General features: G+C 56.6%; 18 protein-coding genes. 1 reads left to right on the top strand and 17 read right to left on the bottom strand.

Annotation, left to right across the window (positions count from 1 at the left end; translation table 11 throughout):
• Window positions 1-24: 24 nt before the first annotated feature.
• Window positions 25-696, bottom strand: a complete 672-nt coding sequence (locus tag N7220_RS20295; RefSeq protein ID WP_283149354.1) for an HAD-IA family hydrolase — start codon at window positions 694-696, stop codon at window positions 25-27.
• A gap of 132 nt (window positions 697-828) precedes the next feature.
• On the opposite strand from N7220_RS20295, the gene N7220_RS20290 reads away from it, so the two are divergent.
• Window positions 829-1,842 (top strand): helix-turn-helix domain-containing protein, encoded by a 1,014-nt coding sequence (locus tag N7220_RS20290; RefSeq protein ID WP_283149353.1) that lies wholly within the window; start codon window positions 829-831, stop codon window positions 1,840-1,842.
• A gap of 9 nt (window positions 1,843-1,851) precedes the next feature.
• Here the strand turns inward: N7220_RS20290 and rfaD are convergent, their stop codons facing one another.
• The 16 genes from rfaD to N7220_RS20210 all read right to left on the bottom strand — a co-directional run bounded on the left by rfaD (window position 1,852) and on the right by N7220_RS20210 (window position 16,425).
• Complete coding sequence (gene rfaD, locus N7220_RS20285) at window positions 1,852-2,847, bottom strand: ADP-glyceromanno-heptose 6-epimerase (RefSeq protein ID WP_283149352.1); 996 nt, start codon at window positions 2,845-2,847, stop codon at window positions 1,852-1,854.
• A 6-nt stretch (window positions 2,848-2,853) separates the two neighbouring features.
• Window positions 2,854-4,542, bottom strand: a complete 1,689-nt coding sequence (locus N7220_RS20280; protein WP_283149351.1) for a glycoside hydrolase family 9 protein — start codon at window positions 4,540-4,542, stop codon at window positions 2,854-2,856.
• A 30-nt stretch (window positions 4,543-4,572) separates the two neighbouring features.
• Window positions 4,573-5,481 (bottom strand): ROK family protein, encoded by a 909-nt coding sequence (locus tag N7220_RS20275; RefSeq protein WP_283149350.1) that lies wholly within the window; start codon window positions 5,479-5,481, stop codon window positions 4,573-4,575.
• 59 nt (window positions 5,482-5,540) lie between these two features.
• On the bottom strand, window positions 5,541-6,218 hold the full coding sequence (gene ung, locus N7220_RS20270; RefSeq protein WP_283149349.1) for a uracil-DNA glycosylase: 678 nt from the start codon (window positions 6,216-6,218) through the stop codon (window positions 5,541-5,543).
• Window positions 6,215-6,712: a PilZ domain-containing protein gene (locus N7220_RS20265; protein ID WP_283149348.1), complete on the bottom strand. Its 498-nt coding sequence runs from the start codon at window positions 6,710-6,712 to the stop codon at window positions 6,215-6,217. The genes ung and N7220_RS20265 overlap by 4 nt, the downstream gene beginning before the upstream one ends.
• Before the next feature lie 98 nt (window positions 6,713-6,810).
• A complete protein-coding gene (locus N7220_RS20260) occupies window positions 6,811-7,587 on the bottom strand; it encodes a TrmH family RNA methyltransferase (RefSeq protein WP_283149347.1) in 777 nt (258 codons plus the stop codon).
• A 20-nt stretch (window positions 7,588-7,607) separates the two neighbouring features.
• Entirely contained in the window at window positions 7,608-8,996 is a 1,389-nt protein-coding gene (locus N7220_RS20255; protein ID WP_283149346.1) for an HDOD domain-containing protein, read from the bottom strand.
• The gene (locus N7220_RS20250) at window positions 8,981-9,703 is read right to left on the bottom strand and encodes a class I SAM-dependent methyltransferase (RefSeq protein WP_283149345.1); all 723 of its coding nucleotides are present in this window, start codon (window positions 9,701-9,703) and stop codon (window positions 8,981-8,983) included. The genes N7220_RS20255 and N7220_RS20250 overlap by 16 nt, the downstream gene beginning before the upstream one ends.
• Entirely contained in the window at window positions 9,703-10,605 is a 903-nt protein-coding gene (gene motB / locus N7220_RS20245; protein ID WP_283149344.1) for a flagellar motor protein MotB, read from the bottom strand. Before motB ends, N7220_RS20250 begins: the two co-directional genes overlap by 1 nt.
• A gap of 70 nt (window positions 10,606-10,675) precedes the next feature.
• Entirely contained in the window at window positions 10,676-11,536 is an 861-nt protein-coding gene (motA, locus tag N7220_RS20240; protein ID WP_283149343.1) for a flagellar motor stator protein MotA, read from the bottom strand.
• 185 nt (window positions 11,537-11,721) lie between these two features.
• Window positions 11,722-12,306, bottom strand: coding sequence for a ribonuclease HII (gene rnhB / locus N7220_RS20235; RefSeq protein WP_283149342.1), 585 nt, complete (start codon window positions 12,304-12,306; stop codon window positions 11,722-11,724).
• Window positions 12,303-13,481, bottom strand: coding sequence for a lipid-A-disaccharide synthase (gene lpxB / locus N7220_RS20230; RefSeq protein ID WP_283149341.1), 1,179 nt, complete (start codon window positions 13,479-13,481; stop codon window positions 12,303-12,305). The genes rnhB and lpxB overlap by 4 nt, the downstream gene beginning before the upstream one ends.
• Window positions 13,482-13,544: 63 nt before the next feature.
• The gene (gene lpxA / locus N7220_RS20225; RefSeq protein ID WP_283149340.1) at window positions 13,545-14,321 is read right to left on the bottom strand and encodes an acyl-ACP--UDP-N-acetylglucosamine O-acyltransferase; all 777 of its coding nucleotides are present in this window, start codon (window positions 14,319-14,321) and stop codon (window positions 13,545-13,547) included.
• Window positions 14,322-14,419: 98 nt separating this feature from the next.
• Window positions 14,420-14,878: a 3-hydroxyacyl-ACP dehydratase FabZ gene (fabZ, locus tag N7220_RS20220; RefSeq protein ID WP_283149339.1), complete on the bottom strand. Its 459-nt coding sequence runs from the start codon at window positions 14,876-14,878 to the stop codon at window positions 14,420-14,422.
• On the bottom strand, window positions 14,878-15,912 hold the full coding sequence (lpxD, locus tag N7220_RS20215; protein WP_283149338.1) for a UDP-3-O-(3-hydroxymyristoyl)glucosamine N-acyltransferase: 1,035 nt from the start codon (window positions 15,910-15,912) through the stop codon (window positions 14,878-14,880). Before lpxD ends, fabZ begins: the two co-directional genes overlap by 1 nt.
• A gap of 12 nt (window positions 15,913-15,924) precedes the next feature.
• Entirely contained in the window at window positions 15,925-16,425 is a 501-nt protein-coding gene (locus tag N7220_RS20210; protein WP_283149337.1) for an OmpH/Skp family outer membrane protein, read from the bottom strand.
• Window positions 16,426-16,438: the final 13 nt, after the last annotated feature.

The following is a 16,438-nucleotide window of genomic DNA, read 5'->3' as shown; positions in this document are numbered from 1 at the left end:
TGGCGTGCCGCCTTTCGGGCGTTATCAGGCGATAGCGCGCAGGCCCTTCAAAACCGGTTCGGGCGCACTGAGCAGCAAGTCACCATCAACCGAGAAGGTCAGCTGCGCAAAGTCGGTGATGTGACCAATAACGCCGGGCTCACGTGAAATGAAATCGCCAACCAGCACTACGCGGCAACCCGCAGCCAGAGCCGACGCCATACCAGCTGGTGCATCTTCAAACACGATGCAATTGCGTGGATCAATTCCCATTTTTTGGGCGGCCAGCAGATAAGGATCGGGCGCCGGTTTGCCACGTTCGACGTTTTCTGAAGTCACCACCACCTCAGGCAGGCGGATTTCGCAGGCGTCAAAACGCGCTTTGAGCACCGGAAACGACGCCGACGTAACCACGGCCCAACGTCCGGCGGGCACTTGCGCCAGAAACTCGACCGCGCCGGGCAATGGCGCAATGCCGCCAGTGGTGTCGGTTTCAATTTCTTCCATCCATGCCACTTCTGCGCCCACATTCAGATGCGGTGCCACCATGCGCACAGTGTCTTCGGTGCGCACACCATGGGTGTATTGACGGATGTCGTCCAGATTCAGATCGCAGCGGGCGCACCACGCCTCCCACACGCGCTCGACCAGCAGATGCGAGTCGATCAGGGTGCCATCCATATCAAACAAAAAAGCCTGCGCGCGATGTTGCTGCATATAGAACCTCATTACCGTTAGTCCGGTATTACTCAATGTTGTTTATCTTAGGCTGACACCTGGATTTAACGTTCAGTTATGGTGCAAATTTCTCTACAATTAGCTCAGATCAACCCCTAAGGTTTAACCCGTATGCTTATACGTGAACTGGTTGGCCAGACTTTCGGGCAGCGCTGGCATTACCAATACTTGCAAGTTGAGCGTGTGCCATTTGCCTGGCACTACCATCCAGAGTTCGAGCTCACCTTGACACGGCGTGCGCGCGGCATGCGCTATGTCGGCGGCGATGTTGCTTCCTTCGGTGAACTGGATCTGGTGCTGGTTGCGCCCAATCAGGCACACACCTGGCAAGCGCAGAGCCGTGCAGATGGCCAACCGCAAGAAGTTCAGGTGATCTTTTTTACGCGCGAATGGCTGGAACAACTGGCGGCAATCGGCTTGCCCGAACTGATGGGGTTTTGTGAGTGGTTACGTGGCGTGCAACAAGGCGTGGAGTTCAGCCCAGCCTGCATTCAACGCTTGCTACCGCTGTTTGATCGACTGCATCAGACCAGTGGGCTGGAACGTCTGAGTTGTCTGCTGCAGATTTTCGGGCAAATCCCGCGTGACCACGATGCGCGCTTGATCGGCGGCACGTTTACCCCGGACACCCAGGATAAACGGATCGAGACAGCCCTTGCCTGGCTGCACGCGCATTATCGCGAGCCGGTTACGCTGGCCGATCTGGCCGCTGAAACCAGCACCAGCGAGGCCACCATCAAACGGCTGTTACGTGAACAATTGCACGACAGCATGACGGGTTTGCTCAGTCAGTTGCGTATCGGTCATGCCTGCAATTTGTTGATTACCACGCAAATGCCGATTCAATTGATCGCTGAAGAAAGCGGTTTTCCAAGTCCCAGCCACTTTTACAAGCAATTTGGCATCGCCAAGGGGTTGTCTCCAGCGGCATTTCGCAAGCGTTTTCATTTGCGTCGCGCAGCCACATCAGAGCAAGAATACGGTCCGGTTGATCCTGCTCTCGTGCTGGCCGGAAGCGATCTTTGCAATTGGCATCAGGTTGGCGAAGCCGAAGATACGTTCGCAAAGGCAAACAAAAGCCGGAACCCGCGTGACGTGGTTCCGGCTTCCAGTTGGACTGACTAACCAGAGAAATCAGCGTTTCAGCAATTGCTGCACGTAACGCTGCACACCCTCTTCCACGCTCAGGAATGGCTCGTCATAGCCCGCTTCACGCAGCAGCGTGAGGTCCGCTTCGGTAAAGCTTTGGTATTTGCCTTTAAGGGCGTCGGGGAAATCGGTGTACTCCAGGATGCCTTCGGCCAGGATTTGCTCCAGCGTCAGTGCTGGCTTGCCTTCGGCAGCACGGCACGTGTTCACCACCGCGAGCGCGACATCGTTAAACGGCTGGGCGCGACCAGTGCCGACGTTGTACACGCCACAGATTTCCGCGTTATCGAGGAACCACAAGTTGACCTTGACCACGTCTTCAACCGAGATGAAGTCACGCGTGTGGCCGCCATTCGGATAGCCGCCGTATTCACCAAACAGTTTGACCTTGCCGGTCTGGCGGTACTGGTTGAAATGGTGGAACGCCACCGAAGCCATGCGTTCTTTGTGCCACTCGCGGTCACCGTACACATTGAAGTAACGGAAACCCACGGCTTGCGCGGAGAGATCATCCCAACGCTGACGCAGAACCTGGTCAAACAACAATTTGGAATAGCCATACACGTTCAGCGGCGATTCGCACTCCGGGTCTTCGTGAAAACCGTTGGTGCCCGCGCCATAGGTGGCGGCGCTGGAAGCGTAGATAAACTGGACTTCCTCGGCCTGACACCATTCAAACAATCCCAGCGTGTACTGATAGTTGTTTTCCATCATGTACTTGCCGTTGTGTTCCATAGTGTCCGAACATGCGCCCTGATGCAGGATGGCGGTAATCTGGCCATCCCAGCGGCCGCTGGCCAATTCGGCAATGAACTCGGTTTTGTCGACGTAGTGCGCAATCTGGCAATCCACCAGATTGCGGAACTTGTCGCCACGCGTGAGGTTATCTACCGCAATGATGTCGGTTTCACCGCGCTCGTTCAGCGCCTTGACGATATTGGACCCGATAAAGCCGGCCGCGCCGGTCACCACGATTGTCATTACTGTTTACTCCAGGTTGTTACGGCTACACAGCGCGAGGAACAGCCACGCGCCATGCGGCATCCATTGTTCGGTCCAGCGCCAGCTATTGGCCATGGTCGCTATTTCTGATTTTTTGAAGTCGATATCGGCTTCATCATCGAACCCGGCGGTGATGCCGTTGCACACACCACCAGGTGCATTGTAGTAGCCCGTTTCGTATCGCGGGTTATTGCGGCCCCAACCTTGCAACATGCAGGCGTCGAACGGATTGGCGCCCAGTATCCAGTCCAGCGCGCTTTGCGCATAGTGGTCCAGCGCTTGAGCCAGGTCAGTCTCGTCGGCAAACAGCTTTTGAGCCCGACCAGCAGCAGCGGCAATCGACCCCAGCCGGGCGTTTTCGCCTTGCCACCAGTAACCGGTGCCATTGTCATGCGGAATAAAGAATTGTGTCTGCCCTGCGCTGCCCGGTTGTTTAATAAACTGTCGTGGGTAGCCAAACGGATTGGCGACTTCATCAAAAGTAATGCGGGTTTCCCAGGCAAAAGCCTGGCGCAGGCTCTCGCGGATACGACCCGCTAACGGACTGGCGGGCACTACTTCCAGATAACGCATCAACGCGATATGCGGCAGGCCGGCGTCGGCAGCATGAAAGAACGAGCGCTCACCCGCTGCGTCGGCCACAAACCAGCCGGCATCTTGCTGGCGCTCCAGCAGGTTAAGCACGCGGCGGATGGCGGCATCGGCGTATACGCCATCACCCGTCACCGCCAGCAACTCGGTCGCGGCCAGCAGTGCACAGTAATCATCGATGATGTTCTCAACACCATCGTCCAGGTATTCGGTGTTGTGGGCCAGCAAATGGGCAAAGCCCTTTTCTGCGGCAACCAGGTACGCCGCACGCGCAAATTCACCATCACGCGGCAACTGGCTCGCCCGCGCCAATGCGGCAATCGCCACCCCGCCCCCCTGGCGGAACGCAGCTTGGTACTGGTCCGACTTGATGCCTTGCTGCGTGGCATAGGCGCACAGGTCACGCTGGTTTTCATCTTTTGACCATTTATCGAACAAGGTCATGTAGAAGAAACCGGCAGGGTCTTGCATGCGCAGTAGAAAATCCGCGCCGTGCAGCGCTTCATCCACCATACGTTCGTTGAACCACTTAGCCTGCGGCGGTAGTTGGGCCCAGCCATCAATCAAGTTCCACACTACCTGCGGAGTTTGTTGCGGATTCATGAAGTTGGCGACGGACAGATGCGACAGATACTTGGAGCAATCGCCTGAAGCGTCGTACCAACCACCATGCACGTCGCGGTGCTCGTCGCTGCCCCACTTCGGACGGCTGCGGTCGGCGTTGTCGTACAGACCGGTGCAGCGCTGGCCTTTGATGTAATGCACGATATCCGACAGCATTTGGCCGCCAAACAGGTCTGCGGCGATGCTAAAGGTATGCGACACCAGCGGCGGGGTTTGCCCGTCCACCACCAGGAAATATTCGCCCGATTCGGTCAAAGCTGAAAAATCCGCTTGCCAGAATTGCCAATCCTTCCACTTTGCGACCGGGCCGCTGAACTGAATTGTGCCCGCCAGCGCCTTTTCCCCCGTGCTCGCGTTAAAGACCGAAAAGGTAAGCAGCGATGCGTCAGCCGGGGCTTCGATCACCGCTGTTTTGCGAGAGTTGAGGGTAAAGCCGATGTGGTTGAACAGGATTTTCAATTTTGTCTCCGGGCGGCCTGGGTGACAGGCTCAGAATGATGGGGTCTGGAGCGCGTGATCTGGCGTATTGGTCAGCAGCCAGTTGCGAGTGGCGCCGATCATGCCGGCGTGGTTGCCAGCGCTGGCGAGGCAGATTTCGGTCATGCCGCGAAAATCCGGCTCCAGCACCGCATCGATGCCATTGGCCAGTTCCAGCCGGAACGGCTCGCCGCGCGCACTGACTCCACCACCCACAATCACACGTTGCGGATTGAAAGCGTATATCAGGTTGGCGATGCCAGTCGCCAACAGGTCCAGCCATTGGGCAACGACGGCACAAATCTGCGCATTTTTCGCATCGTATTCGGCCAGAATGCGCTTACCGTCCCAGTTGCCCTCACCCGTTGCCGCCTCGACGGTGCGGATCAAGGCCGACATGGACGCATATCGCTCCCACATCTTGCCGGCGATCCGCATATAACCCCACTCACCCGCCGCCGCGCGCGCACCACGATACAGATTGCCGTTGATGACAATGCCGCCGCCAATGCCGGTGCCAATGGTTAGCGCAATGAAATGTTGCACGCCTTTGGCGGCGCCCTGCCAGCCTTCGGCCAGCGCGACGCAATTGACATCATTTTCGACAGTTACCGGCACCTTGAAAGCCGCTTCAAGTGCGGCTTTGGGCGAACAGCCTGCATAGTCGGGCACAGCTTCTGCGGCGCCGAGGATGGTGCCCGTGACCGGGTCAATCAGCCCGAGCGAACTGACGGCGATGCCGATCGGGGCAAACTCGCGCACCAGTGGCGCGGCCAATTCACAGAGATAATCCAGCAGATAGAGGCCGCCGCGAGTGGCTGGGGTATCAACTTGAGCATGGTGCAGCACCGCGCCGTCGTCGGCCACGATGCCGTATTTGATCTGGGTGCCGCCGATATCAATGGCGAGAATAACGGACATGGTTTCGTTTCTTGTGCGAGTTGTTGTCTGTCTTGTTTTCAGGTGCTGGCCAGAACGAGTCAGGCATTGGCCCAATCCACCGGCTGCCGGTGGTGTTCCTGCAAATAGCGGTTGGCTGCAGAAAAGTGACCATTGCCGATAAATCCGCGGTACGCCGAAAGCGGAGAAGGATGCACCGACTCCAGCACCAGATGTTTGCTGCGGTCGATCAGCGCGCCTTTCTTTTGCGCATGGCTGCCCCACAACATGAACACAATCCCTTCTTGCTGCGCACTCAGTTGGGCAATGATGGCATCGGTCAGCACTTCCCAGCCCCGTTTGGCATGTGAAGCGGCGCAATCCGCTTCAACCGTCAGCACAGTGTTGAGCAACAACACCCCTTGATCTGCCCAGCCGGTGAGCGAGCCATCTTGCGGCGGGGTTATATCCAGATCGCGGGTGATTTCTTTCCAGATATTGGCCAGTGACGGCGGCTTGCGCACGCCCTGCGGCACTGAAAAGCTCAAGCCGTGCGCCTGACCGGCGCCGTGATAAGGGTCTTGTCCCAAAATCACCACTTTGACGTTGGCAGGCGCAACATGCTCCAGCGCGGCAAACCAGTGATCCCGCGACGGATAGATGGTTTTACCGGCAGCGATCTCGGCATCGAGAAATTCGCCCAGTTTGACGAGTGAAGGTTGATTGCGTAAGGACGACAGCACGGGCTGCCAAGTGGCGGGAATGGCATCAAAAATCAAGAAACGGCTCCACGATTGCGGCGAATTTGCACGCGATGGTGACGGAAAACAGTACGTTCAAACGCTTCACGCAAGCTCTGTATCTGCCACGTCCAGGTGGCCATGACCTGTACGGCGCCATCGACCGGCTCTACCTCGGTGATGGTGGCAGCAATACTCAATAGATACGGCAGGCTGGGGCTCAATATCATCCCCACATAACCTTCGGCGCCAACCTGTGGCGCATCAGTTTGCGACCAACGAATGTGCTCGATGCCAATCTCGGCATCACGCTCCGGTGGTTTTTGCGGTGTCAGCAAGCGCGCCAGCCACAGTAACTGCAAATCCAGCCGCGCTTCGACTTGCGAGACCTCAATACCCTCATGCGGATGCTGCTCCATGGCTTCCAGTACTTCCAGATAACGCTGGGCCTCCAGTTCACTCTGCACTGGCGCATCCAGCCAGGCCAGCGGCAGGCTGGTCTGGTAGTAAAGGCCGTCCGGGAAATTGGGCATGGCATTGTTCCGCTGCTGAGGGTGGATAAGTAATCGGCACCACGACAATCAAAGACAACCGAATTATAACTCGCGATCCTCCCCGCAACCGGCGGATATCAGACTGCGCGAGTCTGCCGGAGTCGTTCGTACAGGCAGATAGCGGTTGCGGCGCCGACATTGAGCGATTCAATCCCGGCATGCATCGGTATTTTGAGCCGCAATTGCGCCCGTTGACTCAGTTCTTCAGACACACCCTGCCCTTCGGAACCCATAACCAGCGCAAGATCGCCATGCAAGCGGGCCTCATATAAATCCACAGCCCCATCCAGCATCAGCGCACCCAGGCGGCCGGAAAACTGCTCGGCAAACTGCAGCAAATCGGCTCGTTCAACCAGGTTGAGTGCAAAATGCGCGCCCATTCCCGCTCGCAATACTTTGGGCGACCATAAGTCGGCGCATTGGCTGGATAACAGCACTTGATCCACCCCTGCCGCAGCTGCAGTGCGCAACATGGATCCTACGTTGCCCGGATCTTGTACGCCATCGAGCAGCAAACACAGGCCATCACTGCGCATCGCAGGCGCGTCCGGGATCGCCACCAGCGCGATCAAACCCGTAGGGCTGGGTAGTTCAGTTAGCGTTTGAAACAACGCGGGGTCCAGCACGGTAGCGTCAACACCGCTGGCGACGATCAAGGCGAAATTTTCTGGGTTGGCCAATCCATCAGGCGTGACCAGCAGCTTTTCCAATGGCCATTGCGCATCAAGTGCGGCGGCTACCAGGTGCGCGCCATCCAGCAGGGTCTTTTTCTGTTTCAGTCGGTCCCGTCGGTGCGTTGCCAGCTTGTGGCAAAGCTTGTACAGCGCATTGTGCGGGGAATGGATGACTTCCATGGGTAATCCTTGGGTACGACTCAAGCGCGTGCGTTGCGTTCGGCTAGCGCACGGCTGACCAGCAGGCAAACCTGTTTGAATTGGGTAAAGGTGGTTTCATCAAGCGCAAGGCTGGCGGTACGCTGACCCACAAACAGGCCAACCGGCCTGTCGTTCATGAACACCGACATCGCATAAAAATCGCCCGCGCCAAACCGTTGCAGCCACGTCCCCGGCAGCAGTTTTTGCAGATTGCTGCGCGTCGCCTCGCTCAACCAGACGGCTTGCGGTTTTTGCATCAGCCGCGCGAACAGATGAACGTTATCCATCGGCAACGTGAAATCGCGCAAACGATCATGAATTTCCGGGCTTTGCACGAAGCGGGCACGCAACTGGTTGTCCGGCTCGGAGAAAACCAGAAAAGCCACGCGCTGGATAGCAAGACCATCGGTAAAGACACGCAGGGCCAGTTCGATCAATTGCGAAGGCTTGACCCCTTTCTTGCAGGCCTCATGCAATGCATGCAACCGCTCAGCAAACATGATCGCCGTGGCTTGGGGTGCCGCCGCTGCTGCGGGAGCGACCTCTGCTGGCTTTTCCCATTCACCAGGCAACATGGGCAAAGCGTACGCCGCTTGCAAACGCGTAACACGGTCGCCTTCTTTGCGCACAAACCGCAGCACGCCGCTGCTGGCAATCATCCAGCACTCGTCTTGCGGTATTTGCAGGATTTCGACGATGACTTCCAGCGCCTGCTGCACATCGGTTTGCCACCAGCCATGATCGAGGGCATTGGCCAAAGCCAGAACCGCGACCTGCAATTGTTGGCGTGGCGTCACGATTGCCGAGCCCGCTTGCAGTTGCAGCAGTGGTTCCGGAAAGTGCCATGCCACCAGCAAATCATGTGCGGCAGTCTGTTCCAGCACGAGCATGGAATGCTGGGGAGAAAGCAGATTCAGCAGCTTGGGCAAGCCGGACAAAATGGCAGCGATGAAAATCTCATCCAGCTTGGCGTCAAATCGCTGGCCTGCGTATTCACGTGCCAATCGGGCAGAAAAACGCAGATTGGTGATCGCGGTGAGCAGCGCGGCATACGCTTGCGGATGATTTGGCATCAGCGTGGTTTCAACCACCGGGCCATTGGCAAATCGCTCCAGAAATGGCCCGATCCCGTAAAGCGCCAGGCAGTTCTCAATGGAAACCACATCGGCCGACAAACTGGTGCGTTCGCGATGATTCACGGTACGCAATACCTGCGCCGTCAGGAGCGGGTCGCGCAGCACGATGTCAACCAGGTCGGGCAAGCGCACACGATCCGGTCGCCGCAACATGGGAAGCAATTGGTCTTTGCTGGTTTGCAGCATCGGGAGCGGCCGATTGGTCCACTCGGCGATCCAGGCAGCAAAAGTTGGAGCTATGTTGATTGCCATATCAGAAGTTTGCTGTTTTTCCAGTCGCCAATATCGATCGTCTTGTCCGGCGCAACGCCGGGAATTGCAAAACTGTTGCTGATGAAGCGGCTGCCCGGCCCACACTCCGCCCGCACCTTTTGCCAAAGCTCGGGCATGGGCTCGGGTGACAGGTAAGCATAGACTACGTCGAACCCGGCCAGGTCTACGTTGAACACATTGCCGCGACGCCAATCGATGCCGGCACCCAGCCGTAGTCGGCCTATCAGCCACGGCATCAGAGCCACTTCCACCCCGGTGAGCTGCACATCGGGCCGGTTCTTGCTTAACCACGCCAGCACTGTCCCCGTGCCCGCGCCGAGATCAATCAGTTTTGCATTGGCGGGGATTTCGGCATTCAGCAACGCCAAGGTACGTTGATTACTCAGGTATAGCGGAACCCGGCTGCGTATGGCGCCCGCAGAAAAAAGAAACAACAGTACAAAACCGCCTAGCCACACCGAGGAATCAATATGCAAAGTTAGCGCAAAGCCCACCGCCAGCGGGAAAGCCAGATGAAACAGACACCACCAGCGGCCATCCTGCCAGAACCAGGCAACAAAACCCGCCAGAGCGCCACCACCGGCCAAAACCAGCCAGAGCGGACATGCAGGCCATTGACCATGAGCGACAACGACAAACAGTGAGGCCAGGCATTGCAATAATACAAAGCGGATCGGCTGCGCCATTATTTGATGTGTGAGGCGACTTCAGATGCAGGCAGCGCCGCCGCCTCTTTATCCAGCCCGGCTTGCTGACGAATCTCGGTTTCGGCGTCTTTGTTGAGCACCACAATGCTGATGCGGCGATTTACCGGCGCAGAAACATTGCCGGTATCCAGAGGCACTTGATCGGCAAACCCGTTAACGCGCAAGATTTTTCCGGTAGCCAGACCGGAGCCATCAATCAATTCCCGTCGCGAGGCATTGGCCCGGTCTGACGATAACTCCCAGTTGGAGTAACCGCGCTGGCCACTGGCGAACTGTGCGGAATCCGTATGCCCGGAGAGCGAGAGCGAGTTGGGGACATCGTTCAGCAGTTTGCCAATCTCATCCAGAATGTCTTTGGCATAGGGTTCAAGCTCACTACTGCCGGATTTGAACATGGGCCGATTTTGCGCGTCGACGATCTGGATGCGCAGCCCGTCAGCCACCATATCAAGGCGCAACTGGTTGCGATATTGGGCGAGTTTGCTGTTGGTTTTGGCTTTGTCGTCCATTAACGACTCGACCTTTTTCTTCAGCTCGGACAAACGATGTTTGTCTTTAACCGATTCGGCATCGGGAATGGAGCCTTTGCGCAACTGGCCGGTTTGCTGAGTCAAATCCCTGCCGCCGCCCTTGATCAACGAGTCGGCATCGCCCGCACCTTCGCCACCGCGGCGAGCGATTTTCATCGGGTTGGAGAAATAATCGGAGATGCCTTTAAGGTTGGCTTTCGAGACAGACCCCAGTAGCCACATCAGCAAAAAGAACGCCATCATGGCGGTCATAAAGTCGGCGTAGGCAATTTTCCAGGCGCCGCCATGATGCCCATGGCCGCCCTTCTTGATGCGCTTGACTACTATGGGGCGTTGGGAATCATCGCTCATTGCTATTTACCTTGTTTGGCCGAGCACGAATCATCGGCCGACATCATGGAGATTTGCTGTCAAGGTCGGGTTACTTACCCTTGGTGCTTTTCACGAAGTCTTCAAGTTCTTTGAAGCTTGGGCGTTCGGTGCTTTCAACGGCTTTGCGGCCAAACTCTACCGCCACTTGCGGGGCGTAGCCATTCAGACTGGCCAGCAGGGTGACCTTGATCGCATTGAAGGCTTGGGTGGCCGCCGCCGCGCGCGATTCCAGTACTGACGCAATCGGTCCGACAAAGCCATATGCCAGCAAGATACCCATAAAGGTACCGACCAGAGCTGCGCCGATCAGCTTGCCCAACTCGGATGGTGGCAAATGCAGCGAACCCATGGTGTGCACCACACCCATCACTGCCGCGACGATACCGAAAGCGGGCAAGCCATCTGCCAGTTTGGCAATAACGGTGGCTGGAACTTCTGCTTCATGGTGATGGGTGTCAATTTCCACATCCATCAGGTTTTCGATTTCAAAGGCGTTGAGGTTACCGCCCACCATGAGCCGCAAATAGTCGGTCATGAATTCGATTAAATGGTGATCAGCCGCCACCTTGGGATATTTACTGAAGACCGCACTGCTATGCGGGTCATCGACGTCGGCCTCGATCGACATCAGGCCTTCTTTGCGAATTTTGGTGAGGACTTCAAATTGCAGCGCAAACAAATCCATGTAAAAGGCTTTGTTGTACGGAGAACCCTTGAAGATAGACGGCGCAGCTTTAAGAAAGGCTTTGATTGGTTTGCCACCATAACCCACGATGAGCGCGCCAATGCCGCCGCCAAAAATAATGACGATTTCAGTTGGTTGCCACAACACCATCAACTCGCCGCCATGGGCAGCAAAGGCGCCAAAAATACAGGCGACCATGAAGATATAACCGATGATGACAAACATGCGCCGCGAATTCCCGTGTGACAACTCTGTTATTGAAGGGAGTATCACTCTCCCGCCCCACTCCCATGAATTATGAGGTGGAGCCTTTATGTTGCGGCGTAAGGGTTTAACCCCTTAAATACCCATTCTGGATACGCCTCCCGTTTCGCAGTTTAGTTGCAGTGCGATGGGCCGACAACCGGGATTCAATCCCAGAGCGACATTTGTGCGACTGCGACACGAACCGGGCCGAAACTCAACCGATGTATCGGACACGGCCCCAAGCGTTTGAGCGCGTCCAGATGAGCGGCGGTGGGATAACCTTTGTGTTTGGCAAAGCCATAGCCTGGCCACTGCGCATCATGCTCGGTAATCTCGCGATCACGCGCCACCTTGGCCAGGATGGATGCCGCTGAAATGCACGGGTGAATGGCATCACCACCCACCACGGTTTCTGCCTGACAGATGATTTTGGGTGCGCGATTGCCGTCAATCAGTGCCTTTTCTGGCGCGATATGCAACCCGGCAACAGCACGTTGCATGGCCAGCATGGTGGCTTGCAGGATGTTGATCTGATCAATCTCGGCGTGCGTGGCAAAAGCAATTGACCATGACACTGCACGCTCCTGAATGAGCGGAAACAAACGTTCGCGCTGTGCTTCACTCAATTTCTTGGAGTCGTTCAAACCCACCAGGCCGTGATCATCCGGCAAGATCACCGCGGCGGCATACACTGAACCCGCCAGCGGCCCGCGCCCCGCTTCATCCACTCCACAAATCAACGTGCTCACGCGCGGCGCCTCAGTAAACCCAGAATGGCTTCGGCGGCGCGCTCGGCAGCACCACACTGCAATTGCTGGTGAAAACTGGTGAAACAATCGGCCAGTTGCGCGCCAAAACGTTTGTCATCGACCATATTGGTGACTGCCTGAACCAGGTTTTCCACGGTTGCATCATGCTGCAACAACTCTGGCACCACAAACCCGCCAGCCAGCGCGTTGGGCAGGCTTACGTACGGGGTTTTGATCTTTTTCTTGACCATGCGATAGGTCATGCCGCTGAGCTTGTAAGTAACCACCAGCGGGCGCTTGGCCAGCATGGCTTCAAGTGCGGCGGTGCCCGACGCCACGATAATGGCATCGGATGCCAGCATGGCATCGTGCGCGTGGCCGAACATCAAGCGGAACGGCAGTTCTTGTGCACCCAGCTTCCACATTTGCGTTTCGAACATGTCGCGGGTTTCACGCGTAATGAAGGGCACCAGGAAAACCGCAGCCGGATAACGCTCGGCTAATTGTTTGGCCGTTTCGATAAACAACTCGGCATGCAGTTGCAGTTCGCTCTGGCGGCTACCGGGCAGCATGGCAAACACCAGCGCGCTATCGGGTACGCCAAGGATTTCCCGGAACATGGCGCGATTGGGTTCCAGCGGAAACATATCCGCCAGCGGATGGCCGACGTAAGTCGCCGGTATCCCGGCCTGCCGGTATAGCGGCACTTCAAACGGGAACAACAACAGGACGTGCGAAACAGCCTTGGCAATTTTCTTCAAGCGCTCGCTACGCCAGGCCCAGATGGACGGGCTGACATAGTGCACTGCCGGAATCCCCGCCGCCTTGGCCGCGCCTTCCAGTCCCAGATTGAAATCCGGGGCGTCGATCCCGATCAGCAGATCAGGCTTTTCGCGCAGGATGGCTTTTTTGAGTTCGCGGCGGATGCGCAGCAACGCTGGCAAGTGACGAATCACTTCCGTATAGCCGCGCACCGCGAGCTTTTCCATGGGCACCACCGAATGGGCACCGAGGGCTTTCATTTTGGGGCCGGCAATACCGCTGAATTGAGCGTCCGGCAAATGCCGTTTTAACGCCTCAATCAACTCTGCACCGAGTAAATCCCCGGACGCTTCGCCCGCGACAATCGCGATGCGTGGTCCCTTGCCTGCTTGGCTAAAGAGTCGATCAATCATCGGCTCGTCTGATTTTCGTTGGTTATTCGGATATGCAGCTTCAGGTTTAAAAGGTGCATGTAATTAGCGAATGATGCCGCGCTCGCTGGCCTTTACAAACTCGGCAAAGCGGGCGATTTCGGGTGACGTTTCGGCCAGTGCGGCAAGTTGGGTCAACGCGTCTTCAAGCGGCAAGCTCTGGCGATACAGCACGCGGTAAGCTTTTTTGAGCTGCGCAATTTGCTCGGACGTAAAGCCGTGGCGGCGCATGCCTTCACTATGCACACCTGCTGGTTTGGCCCGATTGCCAGCTGTTACTACGAACGGCGGCACATCTTGCGAAATGGCGGCAGTAAAGGCGGACATTGCATGGGCACCGATCCGGCAGAACTGGTGGACCGTGGTAAAGCCACCCAGAAAGGCAAAATCACCTACATGCACATGTCCGGCGAGGGTGACGTTATTGGCAAAAATGGTGTTGCTGCCAATGCGGCAGTCATGCGCGATATGTACGTACGCCATGATCCAGTTATTGTCGCCCAGGCTGGTGATGCCTTCGTCCTGGGCGGTGCCGGTGGAAACGGTCACGTTCTGGAAAAAGGTATTGCCATTGCCAATGACCAGCTGCGTCGGCTCACCCTTGTACTTCTTGTCTTGCGGTTCACAACCTATGCTGCCAAACGAGTGGAAGCGATTGCGTTCACCAATAGTGGTTACGCCGGAAATGACAACATGCGCCTCGACGACTGTGTCGGCACCCAGCGTCACATCCGGACCGATCACTGTGTACGGCCCGACGGTAACGCTCTCATGCAGTTTTGCTTTGGGGTCAACCACAGCTGTCGGATGGATGTTCGCCATATCCGTCGATCCTGAAAAAGTCTGGCGGGCATCGCGCCCGCCTGTTCAAACCAATTCGTCACATTGCGGGCCGTGGCTTACACGGCCCCTGCGCAAACTCAAACCGTCTTCTTGACCTGCCGTTCGGCACACATCAAGTCAGCTTCTGCAGCCAGTTCTTCACCCACAAATGCCTTGGCCTTGTATTTGAAGATGCCACGTTTTTGCGCAACGATCTCAACACACAAAGTCAGCTGATCGCCTGGTAATACCTGGCGTTTGAAGCGGGCGTTATCAATCCCGGCAAAGAAATAAAGCGTATCGCCGTCCGGCATTTTGCCTTCGGACTTGAACGACAACACACCCGCGGCTTGTGCCAGCGCTTCCATGATCAATACACCGGGCATAACCGGGTATTGCGGAAAATGGCCCTGAAAAAAGGGCTCATTGATCGTTACGTTCTTGATCGCCTTGATCGATTTACCCACTTCCAGTTCGATGACCCGATCAATCAGCAAAAACGGGTAACGATGTGGCAGATACTTGACGATATCGATGATATCCATCGTCTCGCTCATTATTCCTCCTGCGAGCCAGCAGCCTTGAGCGCTGCGACTTGTTTTTCGAGTTGTTTGACCTTGTCGCTCAATGCATCAAGGTGCCGCAAATGCGCGGCGTTTTTCAACCATTGTTCGTGCGTCTGCATGGGGTATGAACCAGCATAGACGCCTGCTTGACGGATGGTTTTTGCAACCAGCGTGCCGCCAAGAATCGTGACACCGTCACAGATATCCAGATGGCCGCTAATCATGGCCGCGCCGCCAATCTGGCACCGCGCGCCAATATGGGTAGAGCCCGCAATCCCCACACAAGCCGCAATGGCTGTGTGCTCGCCCACGTGGCAGTTATGGGCGATTTGAATCAAGTTGTCGATGCGTGCGCCACCCGCAATCACGGTATCTTCCAGCGCGCCCCGATCGACGGTGGTATTGGAGCCGATTTCTACATCATCACCAATAATGGCTCGACCAAGCTGCGGGATTTTTTCCCAATGATCGCCCGCCCAGGCGTTGCCGAAGCCGTCGCCCCCGACAATTGCACCAGGATGAAGAATGACTCGTTCACCGATCACACAGTCGGCCATCAGGCAGGCTTGCGGAAAAATCCGGCTACCTGCGCCCACCTGGGCGCGGTCGCCAACAAAAGCCTGCGCCATGATGACGGCATCAGCGCCAACGACTGCGCCCGCCCCCACCACTGCACCTGCCCCAACTTCTGCCGAAGCGTCGATCACCGCCGTACCATCAACCGAAGCGGCCGGATGAATGCCAGCGCGTACAGCCGGCGCCGGATGCAGCAATGCCGCAGCCCGCGCGTAATAGAGGTAAGGATTATCAGTAACGATGACCGGCGTGGTTACGCCCTCAGCATCTTGCGACTTGAGCAGCAACGCCCCGGCACTGCTCTCACTTAACAACGCCTTGAAACGGACATTGGCAAGAAAAGCCAGCGCATCGGATGTTGCGGTTTCCAACGGCGCAACCCGGCTCACTTCGGCATCGGATCCGCGCAATTCTCCACCAAGCTTTTCGACTAACTGTGACAGACGCATATGAAAATCCGCTTACTTGTCCGACAACAGCTTGAGCACCTTGTCGGTAATGTCAATCCGCGGGCTGCGATAAGCGGCTTCCTGCAGGATCAGATCGTATTTGTCATTGCTGGCAATTTGCTGGATAGCGCTATTCACACGTTCCTGGATGCCCGCAAGCTCTTCATTGCGCCGTGAATTCAGATCTTCGTTGAGCTCGCGTTGCATGCGCTGGTAATCCAGGTTCAGCTTGACCAGTTGCCGCTCTTTATCCTTGCGATCGGCATCGGCCAAGCCACCTTTATCCAGCAAACCTTGCAGTGCCTTGCCTTGATCAGCCAGCTTTTGTACATCGGCGCGACGTCCTTCGAACTCCTTCTCCAGACGTTTGGCGGCGCGAACGGCAGGTGCAGATTCACGCAAGATGCGGTCTGTATCGACAAAACCGATCTTCAATGCAGGATCTGCGGCCCACGCCGAAGCGCACACCATGGCAAAACAGAGATAAAACCCAATCAGTCGCGCGATTTTCATGCTCTAACCTCGT

The organism is Silvimonas soli, assembly GCF_030035605.1.
GTDB classification, from domain to species: domain Bacteria; phylum Pseudomonadota; class Gammaproteobacteria; order Burkholderiales; family Chitinibacteraceae; genus Silvimonas; species Silvimonas soli.
Note: the sequence above shows the minus strand (reverse complement) of the source record. Positions and strands in the feature narration are given on the sequence as shown.